General features: G+C 37.4%; 16 protein-coding genes. 14 read left to right on the plus strand and 2 right to left on the minus strand.

The features are described 5' to 3' along the window. Window positions 1-234 precede the first annotated feature (234 nt). The 9 genes from NAT51_RS03340 (at window position 235) to NAT51_RS03380 (ending at window position 13,243) form a co-directional block, all read left to right on the plus strand. On the plus strand, window positions 235-1,671 hold the full coding sequence (locus NAT51_RS03340) for a PhoX family protein (RefSeq protein ID WP_250595175.1): 1,437 nt from the start codon (window positions 235-237) through the stop codon (window positions 1,669-1,671). A gap of 73 nt (window positions 1,672-1,744) precedes the next feature. Beyond that, window positions 1,745-3,511 (plus strand): cytochrome c peroxidase, encoded by a 1,767-nt coding sequence (locus NAT51_RS03345; RefSeq protein ID WP_250595177.1) that lies wholly within the window; start codon window positions 1,745-1,747, stop codon window positions 3,509-3,511. 131 nt (window positions 3,512-3,642) lie between these two features. Next, window positions 3,643-4,260: a response regulator transcription factor gene (locus NAT51_RS03350; RefSeq protein ID WP_250595179.1), complete on the plus strand. Its 618-nt coding sequence runs from the start codon at window positions 3,643-3,645 to the stop codon at window positions 4,258-4,260. A gap of 148 nt (window positions 4,261-4,408) precedes the next feature. Then, window positions 4,409-5,938: a pyridoxal phosphate-dependent decarboxylase family protein gene (locus tag NAT51_RS03355; protein WP_250595181.1), complete on the plus strand. Its 1,530-nt coding sequence runs from the start codon at window positions 4,409-4,411 to the stop codon at window positions 5,936-5,938. Window positions 5,939-5,950: 12 nt separating this feature from the next. Next, on the plus strand, window positions 5,951-7,282 hold the full coding sequence (locus tag NAT51_RS03360; protein ID WP_250595183.1) for a lysine N(6)-hydroxylase/L-ornithine N(5)-oxygenase family protein: 1,332 nt from the start codon (window positions 5,951-5,953) through the stop codon (window positions 7,280-7,282). A gap of 7 nt (window positions 7,283-7,289) precedes the next feature. Further along, on the plus strand, window positions 7,290-8,390 hold the full coding sequence (locus tag NAT51_RS03365) for a heparan-alpha-glucosaminide N-acetyltransferase domain-containing protein (RefSeq protein ID WP_250595185.1): 1,101 nt from the start codon (window positions 7,290-7,292) through the stop codon (window positions 8,388-8,390). Window positions 8,391-8,415: 25 nt separating this feature from the next. Next, entirely contained in the window at window positions 8,416-10,854 is a 2,439-nt protein-coding gene (locus NAT51_RS03370; RefSeq protein ID WP_250595187.1) for a GNAT family N-acetyltransferase, read from the plus strand. Further along, window positions 10,851-11,441: a GNAT family N-acetyltransferase gene (locus tag NAT51_RS03375; RefSeq protein WP_250595189.1), complete on the plus strand. Its 591-nt coding sequence runs from the start codon at window positions 10,851-10,853 to the stop codon at window positions 11,439-11,441. The genes NAT51_RS03370 and NAT51_RS03375 overlap by 4 nt, the downstream gene beginning before the upstream one ends. After that, entirely contained in the window at window positions 11,438-13,243 is a 1,806-nt protein-coding gene (locus NAT51_RS03380) for an IucA/IucC family protein (protein ID WP_250595191.1), read from the plus strand. The genes NAT51_RS03375 and NAT51_RS03380 overlap by 4 nt, the downstream gene beginning before the upstream one ends. Here NAT51_RS03380 and NAT51_RS03385 read toward each other — a convergent pair. Next, complete coding sequence (locus NAT51_RS03385) at window positions 13,240-13,785, minus strand: DUF1697 domain-containing protein (RefSeq protein ID WP_250595193.1); 546 nt, start codon at window positions 13,783-13,785, stop codon at window positions 13,240-13,242. The two genes, NAT51_RS03380 and NAT51_RS03385, sit on opposite strands and share 4 nt — an antisense overlap. Continuing rightward, window positions 13,782-14,633, minus strand: a complete 852-nt coding sequence (locus tag NAT51_RS03390; protein ID WP_250595195.1) for a tetratricopeptide repeat protein — start codon at window positions 14,631-14,633, stop codon at window positions 13,782-13,784. Before NAT51_RS03390 ends, NAT51_RS03385 begins: the two co-directional genes overlap by 4 nt. Before the next feature lie 132 nt (window positions 14,634-14,765). On the opposite strand from NAT51_RS03390, the gene rlmD reads away from it, so the two are divergent. The 5 genes from rlmD to NAT51_RS03415 all read left to right on the plus strand — a co-directional run bounded on the left by rlmD (window position 14,766) and on the right by NAT51_RS03415 (window position 19,683). After that, complete coding sequence (rlmD, locus tag NAT51_RS03395; protein ID WP_250595197.1) at window positions 14,766-16,178, plus strand: 23S rRNA (uracil(1939)-C(5))-methyltransferase RlmD; 1,413 nt, start codon at window positions 14,766-14,768, stop codon at window positions 16,176-16,178. Window positions 16,179-16,311: 133 nt separating this feature from the next. After that, window positions 16,312-16,848 carry a DUF6452 family protein gene (locus NAT51_RS03400; RefSeq protein WP_250595205.1) on the plus strand — a complete coding sequence of 179 codons (537 nt, stop codon included), beginning with the start codon at window positions 16,312-16,314 and terminating at the stop codon, window positions 16,846-16,848. Then, window positions 16,829-17,569, plus strand: coding sequence for a DUF6048 family protein (locus tag NAT51_RS03405; RefSeq protein WP_250595207.1), 741 nt, complete (start codon window positions 16,829-16,831; stop codon window positions 17,567-17,569). Before NAT51_RS03400 ends, NAT51_RS03405 begins: the two co-directional genes overlap by 20 nt. A gap of 468 nt (window positions 17,570-18,037) precedes the next feature. Next, the gene (locus tag NAT51_RS03410) at window positions 18,038-18,664 is read left to right on the plus strand and encodes a hypothetical protein (protein ID WP_250595209.1); all 627 of its coding nucleotides are present in this window, start codon (window positions 18,038-18,040) and stop codon (window positions 18,662-18,664) included. A gap of 92 nt (window positions 18,665-18,756) precedes the next feature. Then, complete coding sequence (locus tag NAT51_RS03415) at window positions 18,757-19,683, plus strand: peptidoglycan-binding domain-containing protein (protein WP_250595211.1); 927 nt, start codon at window positions 18,757-18,759, stop codon at window positions 19,681-19,683. Window positions 19,684-19,982: the final 299 nt, after the last annotated feature.

Here is a 19,982-nt window from a genome sequence, read left to right on the forward strand (position 1 = left end):
CAAAAATACAAATTCCATACCCTAAATACCAAATTATCAACACTTAATCCGTTCAAAATGAATTCTCATAACATCTTATTGTTACGAAATTTAACCCACTACTGTTTTCATCCTTACAATAAAATTACTTTTCCGGTAATTGTTAACCTTTTCTTACACTTTTAAAAATATTACGATTAGGATTTGGTAACAATGGGATTCTAAGTTTGCATCGCAATCAAAACTTAAATTCAAATGAAAATTTCAACAATTTTGACAGGTACAGCCTTATTGGGTGCTTTTATTGCCTGTAACTCTGACGATGACAATGAATCAAACTCGGTAAAACTAAAAAACCACTCGATCACTTCTGTTTTACTAAATGCTAAACCTGAATTCAGTTCAATCAAACTATTCTCTCTATTTTCCAGTGAGGATACTTTTGCAGAAACTCCTGGTTATGTTTTCGGAGGATCGGCCGATGGCTCTGGCTTATTCAAAAATTCAGACGGTACATTCTCTTTCCTTGTGAACAATGAAGACAATTATGCCGTTTCCAAAATCAAATTGGACAAAACATTCAAACCGGTAGCGGGTGAATATGTTTTGAATTCGAATGGAGCCGGTACAAGATTGTGCTCTGCTTCTTTGGCTACTCCTGAAATTCACGGATTCGGACCTTTGTTCTTAACGGCCGGGGAAAGCGACAGTGAATCACAGGTACACGGCATCAATCCTTACGATACTAAAGCTAATAATTCGACCCCAAGACCCATTTTAGGTTTTGGAAGATGGTGTGCAGAAAATGCAGTTCCTTTATCAAAGAATGCATTTGCAGGACAAACTATAGTTCTTTTGGGAGATGATGATTCAGGAACTTACGGAGGCCAATTGGTACTTTACAAATCAAATTCAGGAGATTTAAATAACGGTAAAGTGTATGTCATCAAAAGAACTGATAACGTGACAAATGAAAGAACGATGACTGAAAATGGAACTTATGCCGTAGAATTTGTTGAAATTACCAATGCAAAAACCAACACCGGTTTACAAAACAACCAGGCTGCGCAAGCTGCCAATGCAATCGCTTTCGGACGTGTTGAAGATATCGACTACAACAAAACAACCGGAAAGGAAAGAGAAGTTTATTTTAACGTAACAGGTCAAAACAATACGGGTGCTAACGCTGATAATTCACGTTCAAAATACGGTCGTGTTTACAAATTGGTTTTAGATGCGAATAATCCTTTGGCAGGTCAGTTAACATTGGTTTTAGATGGCGATGACAGAGCCGGAAAAGCTAAACAGTTCCAAAATGTGGACAACATCTGTGTGACCAAAAACTATGTTTACCTTCAGGAAGATTCCAACGGTTACGGTGATGAAACACACGATGCTTACATCTACCAGTACAATATTGCAACCAAAGAATTAAAAGTGGTATTCGAACTGGATCACAAACGCACGGAAGCCGGTGATAAATTCCTAAGCGCTTCTTCTGCAAAAGGATCTTGGGAATATGGTGCATTAATTGATGTTTCGGAAACTATCGGAATTCCTGACACATTCATGCTTTCAATCCAACCGCATACCTGGAAAAAAGATGCTTTCAAAGGTGTTGACGGTGGTTCTCTCCGTCCAAATGAAAATCAGGGAAGCCAAATCGTTATCATCAAAGGTTTACCAAGATAATTACATCAAACTAAATAACTCTAAATTAGGAATGTATCTTTTTACATTCCTAATTTTCCAATTTATAAAACTCATGAAAAAAGTTTTGCTTCTTCTTTCACTGCTAATATGCTTTTCGTGCCAGAATACAACTTATAAAAGTCTGGCACCAATCGAAAAAACACATCAATTCCTGATTATAAATTATACGGATTGGGCAAAAAAAACAACCGAATTAAATACCTTGATCGATAAAAGCTTTGAAAAGGAAAAAGCCCAAAAACTTTTCAGGGAAACTCGGTTAGCCTATAAAAAAATCGAATCTTTTGTAACATTTTACCTCCCGGAAACTGTCGTAAAAATTAATGGCGCGGCTATCGATAAAAATGATGTTCAGGAAACCGGCAGAAAAGTGGAAGAAGCAACCGGTTTTCAAAAAGTTGAAGAATTGTTATTCTCAGGAACAACCGATTTGGAAGCTTTAAAGAAAGAAATGTCAATCCTTAACGGTTATGTACAAAGTTGTAAATCCCAACTTATAAATCTTCAATTATCTGATTCCAATATTTTTGAATCCCAGAAACTGGAAATGATCCGTTTAATGAGTTTGGGTATTTCAGGTTTTGATTCTCCTATAGCCTTACATTCATTACCGGAAGCTAAAGCATCAATTCAAAGTATCGGAACGGTTATATCCAATTTCAAAGAAGATGCCGCTTTAACCCGAATTATTAACAAAACGGTACTATTCGTAGATACAAACTCCGATTTCAATTCATTTAACAGAGGCGACTTTATTACACAATTCTGCATTCCTATTTCCAAAAGGATTCACGAAATACAAAAGGAACTCAATATCAAAAATAACCCTTATTCAGGCGCCATCAATTTTGACAGTGCAACCATATTTGAAGAAACTGCATTCAATGCCAACTTTTTTTCTCCTTCATACAACAGAAATCCGTCCAATGAACAAATTGATTTGGGAGAAAAATTATTCTCTGATTCAATCCTTAGTGGTGACAATTCGGTTTCATGTATCAGCTGTCACATTCCTTCAGAAGCTTATGCCGATCACAAAACCAAAGCGGTGCAAAATGGCCAGCTTTCCCGTAATACTCCAACTCTTTTAAATTCGGGTTTCCAAAATACTTTGTTTTTAGACGGACGTGTAAGTTATCTGGAAGATCAGGCCAAAGCCGTAATAAACAACAAAGATGAAATGCACGGAAGTTTTTCGGAAGCGCTTCAAAAAGTAAAAAATAATGATGCTTATCAAGTCCAATTCAAAAAGGTATTTCCAAAGGAAAAAAAAATAACCGAACAGAATTTATTAAAATCATTAGCTTCTTATATCCGTTCTTTATCCAAACTAAACTCAAAATTTGATGACTATTTAAGGGGAAAAGTTAAACTAACCGAAAATGAAAAAATTGGCTTCAATGTTTTTATGGGGAAGGGAAAATGTGCCACTTGTCACTTCTTTCCTCTTTTTAACGGAAGTGTGCCTCCCATGTTCACCGAAACAGAAAGCGAAGTATTAGGTATTCCATCTAAAAAAAACCTGCAAAATGCAAAAGTTGACGACGATTTAGGTGAATATCTCATCGCAAAAGCACCCTTAAAAAAATATGCATTCAAAACACCTACCGTACGGAACAGTGCCATAACATTCCCTTATATGCACAATGGTGTTTATTCTTCTTTGAACGAAGTAATCGATTTTTATAACCGTGGAGGCGGTTCAGGTATTGGAATTCATCTTGAAAACCAAACACTGCCAACAGATGAATTAAATCTATCCAAAACTGAAATAAATAACCTCATCGTATTTCTCAAAACGCTGAATAACAAATACTAATTATTATTTACATCACAATATTTCCCGGATTTGAATAAGTTTAAATACATTTAATTCCGGGTTTTTTGTTTTCGTTATTTGCAGTATGTTTAAAATTATTTATTTTTACACAGTCTAAATAAAAATAAAATTTGAAAACACTTGTCCTACTTGATTCTCCAAATCTTTTCAGAATCGGTTTAAAAACATACCTGCAAAAACTTCTCATTAAAGTAAAAATCATTGAAGTCGAAACCTGGCAACAATTAGATCAGAAGCTAAAAAAATATACTCCTGACTTTATATTTATTTCACCCGAAAATCTTAATAAGGAGGAACTCGAAAAAATAATAATCTTAAAAAAATCGCAAACGAACTTAAAAATAATAATCATGAGTCGGGTTTTGGACTCAGAAGGATTATCAGCGCCAACTTTCCTATCCTATCAGGATATCGATGCAGTTATCTCAAAAAATGTATCCGAAAATGTCATCTTCGAAATGATGAAAACCATCGGAAATGATAAGAAATATTATTGCATGGATTTTTTACAGCAAAATATCATCAGACATAAAACCAAAAATCTATCTTCAAGAGAAATTGAAATTTTAAAACAAATTGCTCTGGGACAGGATTCAAATGAAATTGCTTCAAAACTCTATATCAGTATCCATACATTCCGAACTCACCGGAAAAATATCATGAAAAAAACAGGAATTCACTCTACTTCAGAACTAATTCTTTTTGCCATCAAAGAAAAAATCGTCTGAATCCTCAAAATAATTATGTTTTTTCCTCATCTCTTGTACCTCATTAAGGGTATAATATTTTAACCTTTTTACTGTATTGCCTTCCTATATTTTTGGGCATAGCTTTGCCATTTCTTATTCTTTAGAATTAATCTAAATAAAAATAACAATGGATACAACAGAGCAAATTAAACCAAAGCTTCTTTCGGAAAATCAGGTAAAAGCATACAACTTACACTTGTTTTCAAATGAAGAAAAAGCAATTGCCAATTACAAAAAAAGCATGAAAAAGGCTGTAAAAGCTATTGCAAAAAACTTACAGGACAGAGACACTCCATTCACAGGAGCATCAATGGAACTTCTTAAAAAAAGGGTCAATCACATCGATTTTAAAAATGATGAAGCAAAATCATTGGAGTATGTAATTGAAGAATTGAAAGATTTATACCTAAACGATTGCATTCATTTTCACCATCCGAAATACATCGCTCACTTAAACTGCCCAATCTTAACTCCGACATTAGTTGCAGAAGCTTTTATTTCTTCTTTAAATTCTTCAATGGATACCTGGGATCAAAGTGCCGGAGGAACATTCATTGAATTAAAATTAATCGATTGGACGCTGGATCTTTTGGGATATCCAAAAAACGGTGACGGAATTTTTACGAGCGGCGGAACCCAATCAAACATGATGGGATTATTATTGGCTCGTGACCATTACATCAAAACCAATTATAACATTGACCCTAAAATGGATGGTCTTCCGCAGGAAGCATCAAAATTCAAAATATTATGTTCTGAAGTGAGTCATTTCAGCTTAAAAAAGAATCTAAGTTTATTGGGACTTGGGCAAAATGCTGTGGTTGCTGTAGCGGTTGATAAAAATTTCAAAATGAGTATAACCGACTTAAAAGCAAAAATTTCCCAACTAAAAGAACAGGGAAATATTCCAATTGCCATTGTGGGAACAGCCGGAACTACTGACTTTGGTTCTATAGATCCGTTAACCGATATTGCCCAAACCGCCAAAGAAAATAAAATGTGGTTTCATGTGGATGCAGCCTATGGTGGCGGATTACTAATCAGCGAACTGCACAAAGAAAAACTGAAAGGAATCGAATTATCAGATTCGACAACAATCGATTATCATAAAACATTCTACCAACCGGTAAGTTCAAGCGGTTTCTTCATGCGTGATAAATCATTTGTCGATTATATCAAATACCACGCTGATTATTTAAATTCAAAAGAGCAGGAAGAGGAAGGAATTCCGAATATGGTCAAAAAATCAATCCAGACTACCCGTCGTTTTGATGCTTTAAAACTTTGGTTTACTTTAAGAATCATCGGAGTAAGAGGACTAAGTTCGTACTTGGAAACGGCTATCGAAAATGCAAAATTCACCGCAGAATTCTTACGAAACAGAAAAGATTTTGAGATCATCCACAATCCTGAAATCAGTGCTGTTGTATTCCGTTATACTCCGTATACAGGTGGTGATGCATCTTATTGTAATCTTAACAGCTACATCAGAAAAGCAATTTTCAACGAAGGAAAAGCAATTATTACAAGTACAAAAGTGAATGATGAAGTTTTCTTAAAATTTACATTGCTAAACCCGCTTACAACAACTCAGGACATCGAAGAAGTGTTGGAATTAATCATCCAGCACGGACAGGAATATTCATTAAAAAACTAATTACAAATTATCATGCAAAATAAAGTATACGACTTTATCGCCGTAGGTGTTGGACCATTTAATTTAGGTTTAGCCTGCCTTACAGAACCTTTAAAAGACGTAAACGGACTCTTTTTTGACAAAAGTGAACAATTCAACTGGCATCCGGGAATGTTACTACAGGATACCACTTTACAAATCCCTTTTCTGGCCGATTTAGTTACGCTGGCTGACCCAACAAGTAAATTCAGTTTCCTCAACTATATCAAAGAAAAAGGCAAAATGTATTCGTTCTATATCCGTGAGAATTTTTTATTACTCCGTAATGAATACAATCAATATTGCCAATGGGCCATCAGTAAATTACCGAATGTATTCTTCAATACTGAAGTTACCAACATTGAATATGATGAAGCAAACGGAATTTATTTGGTTACCACTTTTGATACACAGGATAAAAGTGAAATTGTCTACGCGACAAGAAAATTAGTTTTCGGTACCGGAACAACTCCGTTTATTCCTAAATCATGTCAAAACCTGAAAGGAAAGGCCATTCATTCTTCGCAATATTTAAAGCACAAAGCACAATTACAGGCAAAAAAAACGGTTACGGTTTTGGGGAGCGGACAAAGTGCTGCCGAAATATTCTTCGATTTATTACAGGAGATTGACGTCTATGGATACCAGTTAAACTGGATCACACGCTCTCCCCGATTCTTCCCGATGGATTACAGTAAACTGACACTGGAAATGACTTCCCCGGAATATGTGGATTACTTCTATAATTTACCGGCCGGTAAAAGGGATTCATTATTAGCGAAACAAAAACATTTGTATAAAGGAATCAATAAAGAATTGATTGAAAGCATTTTCGATACGATTTATACTAAAAAAGTTATTTCGGAAATTGATGTGAATCTAAGAACAAATTCGGCATGTATCGCAACAGAATTCAAAGAAGATAATCAAACTTTTGAAGTCGAATTGCATCAAGTGGAAGAAGACCAAAAATACCGTCACACCACCGAAGCGCTAGTTCTTGCTACAGGCTATGGTTATGATATGCCTAAATTCATCGAAGGCATTGCCGACAGAATCCAATGGGATGACAAAGGCCGTTTTGATGCACACAGAAACTATTCCATCGACCACAATGCTAATGAAATTTTTGTACAGAATGCCGAATTGCACACGCATGGCTTTGTAACGCCTGATTTGGGTATGGCCTGTTATCGAAATTCATATATCATCAAAGAAATCACCGGAATTGAACATTATCCAATCGAAAAACGAATTGCTTTCCAGCAGTTTGGTGTATCCGAAGAAGAAAAAATCAATTCAAATGCTTTCGAATTAATTTCATAACAAAACTATGGAAGCAATTCAAAAACAAAAAAACACCAGGGTACGGGCAGTCGATTTTGCCCGTGGACTGAGTGTACTGCTGATGATCTTAATACACACCATGCTCATCTACGGAAGTATCCATACACAAACTAAAACAGTTGCCGGTACTATCGCGCTGTGGTTGGGCCGTGGTACACCCATGTTTTTGGTAACCATGGGAATTTCTTTTGTATTGTCCAGAAGACAAACGTTTACGGCAGTTTGTAAAAGAGCGGTTTACATTTTGGGTGTTGGTTACGGAATGAATCTTTTAAAATTCCTGATTCCTGAATATCTTTTCAGTGGATTGCCTGAAGCATTCGTAAAAGCATACGGATTGACATCACAAACACTTGAATCAGCTGCGTTCTTTTTATTATTGGGTGATATTTTACAACTGGCAGGATTAACGCTTTTCATCATGGCTGTAATCAATCACTACAGTAAAAATAAATATGTGCCGTTGATGATCGCATTGGCAATTGTGGCCGTCTCAAAAGAATTAAGCGGATTCCGTTTTAACATCACAGGTATCGATTACCTATGTGATTTATTATTCAGTAATCAGTTCAATGTCTATTTCCCTGTTTTCCCATGGAGCGCGTTTATCCTTATCGGAATGTTTTTAGGCAGATGGTTCAAGGAAATGAATGAAAACCAAAATGTTTTCTTCAAAAAAATGGCCATACTTGGAATCGGTTTTCTGGCAGTTGGCGGCATATTTAATTTCATTGATCCCGAATACCATTTTGGGGATTATTACCATTTAGGCCCGGGCGGATGTATTTTATTAATCGGTGTCAATTTGCTTTTCCTCTGGATAACAAATTTCTTCGTTTCCTTTATTGAAGATTCTAGTACAATATTCCGTTTCTTATCCTTCTGCAGTAAAAATGTGACATCGATGTATGTCATTCAGTGGACACTGATTAACTGGGGAATGTATCTATTCGGTTTTTGGAGACACGACGCCCTGACGGTAATGCTTTTAGTTCCGGTAATGATCATCCTGACTGTATTGGTACAAAAGGCGTGGCTTATTATTAAGAAAAAAGCAAAACCATCCCAGATTATAGCTTCAGCTTAATCCGGATAACATAAAAAATAAGAATATGAACAAAGGTTCAATAGGAAAATACGATACACGATATACGGTTTATTCTTATTCTATTCCGGAACTTGGACTGATAGAATTCCGTCCCCTCCAGCTCGATGCCGACAGTGTAATCATCCACGATTGGGTCAACCGTGAGTATGCCAAATATTGGGGATTGTTAGGAAAAAGTCTGGAAGAAGTTAAAAAAGAATATGAAGGTATCATCCAGCATTCGGATGTGTTTATCGGATTGGTAAACGGAACTGTTTCTTTTATGCTGGAACGTTACGATCCAAAAAAAGACATCATCGGTAAATACTATGAAGTCAGGGATTATGATTGCGGCATTCACATAATTGTCGCTCCGGCCGATACGCCCCGGAAAAACTTTACCTGGCATATCTTTTCAAGCATCATGAAGTTTATCTTCAATGACCTGACGGTAAAAAGAATATTGGTTGAACCGGACATCCGAAACCAGAAAATGTTTGACATCTGCCACCGTGTGGGTTTTGTGGATGACAAAACAATCGAACTTCCACATAAAACAGCAAAACTGGCCTTCTGCACACGGGAGCAGTTTATCAAAAAAGTAGATTTATTTAATTTAAATGACACAATCATGCAATATAGCGAACAAATAGAATCTCCTGAAAAGGCAATTCAACATATAGAAGCCAGCGTTTGGAACAAAGCCAACCAACTTCTGGTCAAAAAAGCCATTTGTGAATTTTCACACGAACTTATCATCACCCCGAAAATTGAAAATGAAAACGGCAAATGGAATGATTATGTACTGATAGCAGAAGACAATACAATCGAATACCGTTTTAAAGCACAATTGCTTTCTTTAAATCATTTGGCTATCGAAGAAAATTCAATTGTTAAAACCAAAGGCGGTGCAATAGCAACAATCGATGCGGTGGATTTCATCATGGAATTCAAAAAAAGTATCGGTATTTCTGAAGATGCATTACCTTCTTATGTCGAAGAAATCATCAGTACACTTTACGGAAGTGCTTACAAACTGGTTAAAAACAATCCTCCGGCACGTGCTTTGGCAAAAGCCGATTTCCAGACTATTGAACAGGCCATGACAGAAGGACATCCGGGGTTTGTGGCTAATAATGGCCGTATTGGCTTCAATAGTATGGATTACAAAGCATTTACGCCCGAAACCGGTAATCCGTTCCAGATTATCTGGTTAGCCGGTCACCGTGACCGTACGGTTTATGCCGGAACACAAAAACTGGATTATGATACACTGATCAATCAGGAATTGGATGCCAAAACAATGGAATTATTCAATCAGGTTATCATCAGTAAAGGTGCAAAACCGGAAGATTATTATTTCATTCCGGTACATCCTTGGCAATGGTTCAACAAGCTGGCCAATTTATTTTCTCCTGAAATCGCAAAAGGAAAATTAATCTGCTTGGGATATGGCTCCGATTTATACCAAGCGCAGCAATCAATCCGTACGCTATTCAATGTAAGCCATCCGCATAAATTATATACTAAAACTTCACTGTCTATCCTGAACATGGGATTCATGCGCGGACTTCCGGTGTATTATCTCGGAACGGCTCCTGAAATGGCCGAATGGCTGGAAGATATTCTGGGGAATGATCCTTATTTACAGGATGTGAATTTCGGAATGTTGGGTGAAGTGGCATCGGTAAGCTATGTCAATCCATATTTTGCTGATTTCGGAAAACACAATCCATACAATAAAATGATTGCTTCGCTTTGGCGTGAAAGCCCGGTTGCATTTTTGAAAAACGGACAACAGCTGATGACCATGGCAGCTTTTCTTCACATCGATGCCGAAGGAAATGCTTTATTGCCTGAAATCATCAAAGCCTCTCCACTTTCAACCGATGAATGGTTATATGAGTATTTTAAAGTGTATTTAACTCCGTTATTACATTGTTTCTATCAATATGATTTGGTATTCATGCCACACGGTGAAAATTTAATTATCGGTTTGGAAAACCATGTTCCCGTTCGCTCGTTCTTAAAAGATATTACCGAAGAAGCTGTTATCCTGAATCCGGAAGTGGAAATACCTAAGAATATCGACCGTATGTATGCTGAAGTTCCGGAAGATGTAAAACTGCTTTCTATTTTTATTGATGTCTTCGACGGATTCTTCCGTTTCATGTCGGCCGTTTTAGTAACAGATGCCGGATACGACGAAAAACGATTCTGGGAATTGGTTGCCTTATCAATCTCCGATTACCAGAAAGCGCATCCGCATTTAGCCGAAAAATTTGAACGCTATGATTTATTCGCTCCTGATTTTGAACTGTCATGTTTAAACCGTTTACAGCTGAATAATAATAAAACGATGATTGACCTGGATGATCCTGTGGCATTGTTACAATTCCAGGGACGATTGACAAATCCGGTTGCTCCTTACAAACCCGTAACCATTTCAACAGAAAGTATATGATTAGCGAATTGAAAACAGATACTGCACCGGTTGTTTTTGTAAAAAGCGTTCCGGGATTGGGTGTCTTTGAATTGCGTCCAATGGATTTGGATATTGATATTCCTGAAATTCATCAATGGGTAAATCAATCCTATGCTGTTTACTGGGGAATGAATGGTTTCAGTGTTGATGAAGTCCGTTCTGCTTATGAAAAAATCCTGCAACACACAAAGGTTTACATGGGATTTCATAACGGCCAACTTTCTTTTCTTATGGAAAGCTATGACCCTGAAAAAGATTTAATTGGTGATTACTATACCGTCGAACCGGGTGACCGTGGTATGCATATTTTGGTTGCACCGCCTACTACTCCGCTGAAAGGCTTCACCTGGACGGTATTCACCTTAATTCTGGATTTTATTTTCAGTGATGCATCGGTGAAACGGATTGTAGTGGAACCGGATGCCCGCAACCATAAAATCCATGTACTAAACAGAAAGGCCGGTTTTGTGTTCCAACAGTATGTTGATTTGCCACATAAAAAAGCGAATCTGGAATTTTGCACCCGTACCGGTTATTATAATGCCTTACAAGTTATTGAATCATGAAAACTGCCTATACACCTTCTCCAACAGCGAGTTTACAACATATCAAACCTGAATATTGGGAAAAAGCCAACCGCATTTTACTGCGGAAGGCTTTATCCGAATTCGCGCACGAACTTTTAATTCATCCGGAACAGAATATCAACAAGACTTCATATTCTCTTGTAACTCCGGCAGAAAATGTGGTTTATCATTTTTCGGCCAAATTACAGGCAATGAATCATTGGAGTATTCCTGTTGAAAGCATCAGTAAAAAAGATTTGGAAGGAAAAAATATTCCTCTGAACCTATTTGATTTTATTGTTGAATTTAAAGATCAGTTAGGCATTAATGAAATCCTTTTGCCTACCTATTTAGAAGAAATAAACAGTACACTTTATGCTACTGCTTACAAATTAGCCAATTCTAAATTTACTTCAGAGGATTTGGTCTCCGCCGATTACCAAGCCATTGAACATGCCATGACCGAAGGGCATCCCTGTTTTCTAGCGAATAGCGGTAAAAACGGTTTCAATACATTAGACTTCGAAAACTATTCTCCTGAAGCAGATGCTCCAATTCAGCTAATATGGTTGGGCGGACATAAAAGCCGTGCTACATTCAGTGCCATCGAATCAATCAGTTATGAAAAATTAATCGGACAGGAATTGGATGTTGAAACGTTCCGTAATTTTCAGGAACAAATCCTTGAAAAAGGAATGAATGTGGAAGATTACTTCATGTTTCCGGTGCATCCGTGGCAATGGTTCAATAAACTGAGTCTGATTTTTGCCGATGATATTGCAAATGGTTATTTAATTCCGTTAGGCTACGGTAAAGACATTTACTCGGCGCAGCAATCCATCCGGACGTTCTTTAATTTGAGTAAACCGAAGAATTTCTATGCTAAAACAGCGCTGTCGGTCATCAATATGGGATTCATGCGCGGTTTATCGCCTTATTATATGGAAAGCACACCAAGTATCACAAAATGGGTCGCCGATGCTGTTGAAAATGATTCTTATCTTCAATCGAAAGGTTTCAGCTTATTGGGAGAAGTAGCTACTTTGGGTTACCGGAACTTACTTTTCGAACCTTTGGGACGCGCCATTCCGCACAATAAAATGTTGGCCACTTTATGGCGTGAAAGCCCGATATCCAAACTAAAAGACAGTGAAAAATGTATGACCATGGCGGCTCTTCTGCATGTGGATGCAAACGGGGAACCTTTGGTGAAAAAACTGATTGAAGCCTCAGGTCAAAATCCAATCAACTGGATAACAAGTTACCTGAATGCCTACCTTGCACCATTGCTTCATTGTTTTTATGCACACGAAATGGTCTTCATGCCGCACGGTGAAAACCTGATTCTGGTTCTGGAAAATCATTCGGTGAAGTATGTTTTCATGAAAGATATCACCGAAGAGGTAATGGTATTCAACCCGAAAGCTCCTTTATGTGAGAAATCAAATCGAATCCATATCGAAATGCCTGAAAAACTGAAACCACTTTGTATTCAAAACGACGTGTTCCAACATTTCTTCCGTTTTCTTTCTTCTATTTTAGATGAACACCATGTTCTAAGTGAAGATTTATTCTGGGAAGCTGTTTCTGATTGTATTGCAACGTATCAAAATGAACACCCGGAGTATCAGGAGTTATATGAGCGTTACGATTTATTCACCGAAACATTCGATTCGTGCTGTCTGAACCGCCTGCAGCTGAAAAACAACAAACAAATGCTGGATTTAGCATCACCGACAGACAGTTTACAGTTTGTGGGCCAATTGAAAAATCCGGTTCAGAAGATTGAAACCTTAGTTTAAACTTCGTTATACATTTCCAAAAGCTTTGTAACGGTATTCCAGTTGCGCATGGTTGCCGTTACATTGAGCTTTTTCTCAATATACTTCTGGTCAAAACGGGTCTTCCCTGCTCCAACGGCATATTTCACGTAAATTCTGCTTTTATCGATAACCGCTTCATCGGGTTTTACCTGACTCATCTTCAGGTCGTGGATACTGCTTTCGTTTAATTCCTTCGAGATAAAGGTAAAGTACAGTTTCTTGGTATCTGCCTCTTTTTCTTTCAGGTACGGATTGTTATTCAGACAGGCTTCCAGATCCTCTTTGGTAATCACAATAATCGGAACATCATATCCCCATTCTTTAAAAATCTCCTGTTTTATTTTAAAACCAACAGTAGCTCCGTGTTCTTCTTCACTGTCTACAAAAACATTTCCGGATTGGATATAAGTTCGTACATTCTGAAAACCCATCCGGTCCAATAAGGTTTTCAAATCGTCCATTTTAATCATATTGTGCCCGGAAACATTGATTCCGCGTAGTAATGCTAAGTGTGTTTTCATTTCTTTAATTCATTACGCATATCATCCATATACTTTAACAAAACTGAATCCGCAGTTTGTATATGTGACATGGTTTCTTTTGCCCATTCTTCGAACTTGACATAATCTTTTTTGACAAAATATCCTTCCATTATATAATAAGAAGCATCGTCTAAGTGCTTGACATCTGTTATTTTTTTCATGTTGGAAAAAGCAACTGTTGCATTCTCTAATTGTCCTTCTTTGGCTAAAGCAAAAATAAGTTCTTTATATAGTAATGGATCTTTTTTTTCTTCAGAAATTTCAACATGAAGTAAATTTATTACTTTCTTAAAATCTCCATTGGCGTTAAAAGCATAAACCAATTCGTATAGTAAACTTTTGGCATTCGGATTAATTTTCTGTGCTTTTTCCAAAAGGGGTATCGCCATAAAACTGGCCCCAATATGATTGTAAGTCGATGCTCTTAAAACCAGATCTTCGGCTTCGTCTGCTACAACAATAGATTTCATAAAAGCGGGTTTTCCGGTTATTCCCAGTTCCTTGAATTTTCCTTCCGGGATAACCGCACAAACAGCATCAAAATCCTGGATTCTGGATACTATTTTACTTATATTTCCTTTAGGAAGTGGTATAACTTTACCCTCTTTGGCAATCTTGAACTTTTTTTCGGAATGAAAACTGAAACCGGCGTCTCTGTCAATGTAAACATATCCCATCGCATAAACCGAATCCTTTCCTTCTAAAGGATAAACAACCCATTTATTTTCACACTCGTAAACCTTTTTATTAAACTCCAGTTTACTTTGCTGTGCGCTTGCAAATGTTACAACAAACAGTAACAATATCGTTTTAACAATAAATTTCATGGTATAAATTTTCAACGAATATACTTATTTCACGACTCATATGGATATATTTTTTAAAACTTCATAAACAACAAACCATAAACCATAAACAACAAACAGCAAACCATAACATCTAATTACTATCTTTGCGCCATGGGAAGAAAACAAACAAAAAAAGTCGTATTCGAAAACGTAAAAGTCCTTGATGCAGGTGCAAAAGGCGTATCGGTGGCAAAAGCCCCTGAAGGTCAGGTAATATTTATTCCGAATGTAGTTCCGGGTGATGTAGTCGATGTACAGACATTCAAAAAACGTAAATCGTATTTTGAAGGAAAGGCAATTAAATTCCATAGTCTTTCAGAACACCGTGTAGATCCGGTTTGTGAACATTTCGGGGTTTGTGGCGGATGCAAATGGCAAAACATGAAATACAGCCAGCAATTGCATTACAAACATCAGGAAGTATTCAACAACCTGAAACGCATCGGTAAAGTGGAATTACCTGAATTCGAACCGATCCTGGGTTCCGAAAAACAATTTTTCTACAGAAATAAAATGGAGTTCGGTTTCTCTTCATCACGTTGGATGACACAGGAAGAAGTAGACAGTGGCGCCGAACTGGACAATAAAAATGCAGTAGGTTTCCACATTCCTAAAATGTGGGACAAAATCCTGGACATCCAAAAATGCCACTTACAGGGAGATCCTTCAAACGCCATCCGTAACGAAATAAGAAGTTTTGCAAACGAAAACGGTTTGTCATTCTTCAATCCGAGAAATCACGAAGGTTTATTGAGAACCTTAATGATCCGTACGGCATCAACCGGAGAATTAATGGTGTTGATACAGTTTTACGACAATAATAAAAAGGAAATTGAATTGGTAATGAACTTTTTGGCGGAACGTTTCCCTGAAATCACTTCATTGCAATATGTAATCAACCAGAAAGCAAACGATACTTTATACGATCAGGACATCATCCTTTTCAAGGGAAGAGATTATATCCTGGAAGAAATGGAAGGTTTGAAATTCAGTATCAATGCAAAATCATTCTACCAGACGAATTCGGAACAAGCATACGAATTATACGCCATCACACGTGAATTTGCAGGTTTGTCTGGAAATGAGTTAGTATACGATTTATATACCGGTACCGGAACTATCGCGCAGTTCGTTTCGAAAAAAGCGAAAAAAGTAATTGGTGTGGAAGCCGTACCGGAAGCCATCGCAGATGCTAAAGAAAATGCAAAACGCAATAACATTACTAATTGTGAGTTCTTTGTGGGTGACATGAAGAATGTATTCAACGATGAGTTCATCGCGACCCACGGTCATCCGGATGTGATCATTACTGATCCGCCACGTGACGGTATGCACGCTGATGTAGTGAAACAAATCTTAAGCATTGCACCTGAAAAAGTGGTGTATGTAAGCTGTAACTCGGCTACACAGGCACGTGACCTTGCTTTAATGGACGAAATGTATAAAGTAACCCGTGTACGTCCGGTGGATATGTTCCCGCAAACGCACCATGTGGAAAATGTTGTACTTTTAGAGAAAAAATAAATTTAAATGTTGCCTGAGGCTCTCGAAGGCAATATTTATTTAGAGAAAAAAATTAAGTAAATAGTGAAAAGTGATTAGTAATAAGTATCCAAAACTAATCACTCTTTACTGATTACTAATTACTGAAAATAATATGAAAAAGTTTTTATTGATTCTGGTTTTTGCAACAACCACAATTTCATTATGGAATTGTGAAAAAGACGATATCTGCGAAGAAGGAACTCCTACCACTCCACGCATGATCATCGAATTTTATGACAATAGCAATCCGACTGTTCTTAAAAGTGTAACCGATTTAAAAGTTCAGGCACAAGGTGAACCGAACGGAATTGTTTTTGACGAAACCGAAACCGGTGATGCCAAATACCGTTTCACAGGTAAAAAACTGGAACTGCCTTTAAAAACGACTGCCGATCTGGTAAAATACACACTTACCCTTAATGACGGTAACGCAAATCCAAATGCAATCAATAGTGATATTATCGACATTACTTATACGCGTGATGATATTTATGTTTCAAGAGCCTGCGGATATAAAACCGTTTTTCAGTTAAATGACCCGAACGGGATGGTATTAACCACAGACGCCAACAATTGGATCAAGGAAATTTCAGTACTAACCAACTCCATCACTACCGAAAATGAAGTTCATGTTAAAATATTCTTTTAGTCTTCTATTTTTACTGGCATCGCTTGTTAATCACGCACAGGATTCCCAGGCAAAAGATTCAGTAGCTAAAACCGAAAGATACGGATTGCGTGTGGGTGCCGATATTTCAAAACTGGCAAGAAGCCTTTATGATAAAAATTATAAAGGACTGGAATTAGTGGGTGATTTCCGTTTAACAAAGAAAATGTATATCGCTGCCGAAATCGGTAACGAAAACAAAACTACCGATGACGACCGTTTAAATTTCACTACTAAAGGAACCTATTTAAAAGTGGGGCCTGAATGGAATTTCTACGAAAACTGGCTTGATATGGAAAACGTAATCCATCTGGGATTCCGCTATGGGGTAAGTTCGTTCAGCCAGGAACTGAACAGTTATAAAATCTACGATCCTTCTGATTACTTCCCTCAGGCTCCGGAAGTTACTCCGGGAACAAAATTCAACGGCTTGTCTGCACATTGGGCAGAAGTGGTTGCAGGCATGAAAGCCGAATTGTTCAACAACTTCTACGCCGGATTCAGTTTCCGCATGAACTATTTAGCTTCTGAAAAAAAACCGGACAACTTCGCCAATCTGTACATTCCGGGATATAACCGCACGTACGATGGTAAATTCGGTGTGGGATGGAATTATACCCTTAGCTATTTTATTCCGATATACAAAAAAGCGAAAACAAAACCGAAAGAGAAAGCCTCAAAAGAAAAAGAGTCTAAAAAGTAATGCTCTTCGAAATAAAAGGAAAGACAAAATGTGTTGCAAAGCATATTTTGTCTTTTTTTATGCAATAACCACAACACAATATTGGCTAAAAACGGCTGATTATTAATTAAAAATCAGTTTTTAGCCACATCCTCCCCTTCTTCTTAAAAAAATAGCAGAAAAAAGTTATTTTTTTAACAAAATAAACAATAATAGAGCTACATAAGAAACATACTATTTTATTTGTTAATTTTAATATACTCCAATTTAAAGTTTTTATAACTTATTAAATATCAATATTGTAATTCCTGCATTATTGAAAAATCAGTGATTTTCACCAAAATTGTCCTGTACTATAAATTACCGGATGTTTCACTAAAATCATCCCGGTCAGAACACCTAATCAGAAACATAAAATTGCTTATGAATCTGATGCCACACATGAATCTGAACTGAATATATTTTTTAAACCAACTAAAAACTAAAAACATGACAGCACTTTCAATTTTTGAAAACTTCGATCTTTTAAAGATATTGGGATATGGCTTATCCGGATTATCATTACTTCTGATGACTTTATCATACCGACTTTTACACACCTTAATCAGTTTGCCCAATCCAAACAAAAATGTACTCAGCCTGGTCAGAGTCTATTTGTTTATTAATCTGATTGTGGTAGTGATTGTAGGAGTCTTCAGTATTCCGCTGGCCGCAAAGAATACGGATCTGAACAAGCAGGTAACCCAATTGGACGAGGAAAACAAGGAAATAAAAACCACATCCAGCCAAATTATTAAAGTCAATGAAATCCAAAACAACCTGACCGCGGCCGACAGCAGTAAGACTAATGCCGATAAAGCTAAAAGCCTGGAAGCAGCAAAAAAAGCAGCCTTGGAATACAAAGAATTAATGGATAAAACCGGCTCAAAAGAAGATGTCAAAAGGGCCGATAACATATACACCAAATTAGTTTCAATCAAACCGGAACTGTTTACCCGCAAAGACACCTCCGGAAATCAATCAAAATTATACCATACTGCCGTCAAAAACTTAAATACAGAAAGAGGCAATCTAACCGTCAAAATAAGAGGACAGGTAACTGAAAACAGCAAGTAACCGTAGTAAATCAATATGACTTACTACTGAAAGACAGATCAATTCAATCCTTTGGATTAATAACAGAATAACAAACTTAAAAAACAAACCTTATGGCAGATATTAATTTTACTTCTGACCATCTCAGAAAATTACTCCGCGTAAATTCATACCCGTACTCCGAAACCAAACTGATGGTTTTCGGTATCCGGGGCGCAAAAGCAATCAGTAACAACCATGATGCTTTCGGCTTTTCCCACACCATTCAGGCGAGTAACCTTAACTATGTCAATCCAAATTGCATCATCGGCATCTGGAATCCTGTTGCTAATAAAATAGTGGTGTTCACGGGAAGCACGGTTCCGAATCTGAACTATATCAAAAAGCACAAAGAAGGAACCGCAAAGGCAAATGCCATGCAATCGGGCTTTTACAGTTTCTATGAAAAAGGATATCATAACCCAAATCCAAACAGTGCACATCAGGCGCTAAGGCTGGCTACCAATATCATGCTCAGACGCAGTAACAACGATTTGGTGTATACGAATGAGGATCCGGTTGAAGTGGGAAATCCTAACGACAATATCCATGCGGGGTATTGTAATGATGCTACGGGAAATTATAGCAGCGCAGGTTGTCAGGTAATTGTGGGCCAACCTAAAAACAAAGCCCGGAATTTCCAGGAAAACACCGGAAACTGGAAAACTTTTTTCAATATCATTTACAAAGACACACCGTCCCAATCACATTTCGATTACTGCTTATTCCGGTTTACCGATATCGAAGCGGTGGCAAACAACACATCAGGTGTGATGGATGCGCGGCTACGGTTCGGTTCCAAAGGGAATTCGGTTTTGGAACTGCAGCAAAAACTAAAAGATAAAGGCTATTACCACACAACGCTGGACGGCGAATACGGAAGAAATACGCTTTTTGCTGTACTGGCATTTCAGAAAGATACCTTTGGTGCCGATGAAGCTGACGGTGTCGTGGGAAAAAATACGGCTACACAGTTAGGTTTTACACTACCTTTCATATAATAATGATGGAATAATTAAGATCTAGTGAAAAATGACTTAGGTCAAGTGCAGAATGGCTTGGGTCGAGTGCAGATTAGCTTAGGTCGAGTGTAAAATGGCTTAGGTCGAGTGCAGAATGGCTTAGGTCAAGTGCAGAATGGCTTGGGTCAAGTGTAAAATGGCTCGGAAGGTCCGAAGAATGACTTGGAAGAACCGAAGAATGACTTGGAAGGCGTGAGGTAAGCCTCGGAAGGTCCGAAGGTTGGCTTGGAACAAATAAAATAAGCCACAACTAAGGTGGCTTTATTTTTTTATAAGTA

It is taken from the genome of Flavobacterium amniphilum (assembly GCF_023634845.1).
GTDB classification, from domain to species: domain Bacteria; phylum Bacteroidota; class Bacteroidia; order Flavobacteriales; family Flavobacteriaceae; genus Flavobacterium; species Flavobacterium amniphilum.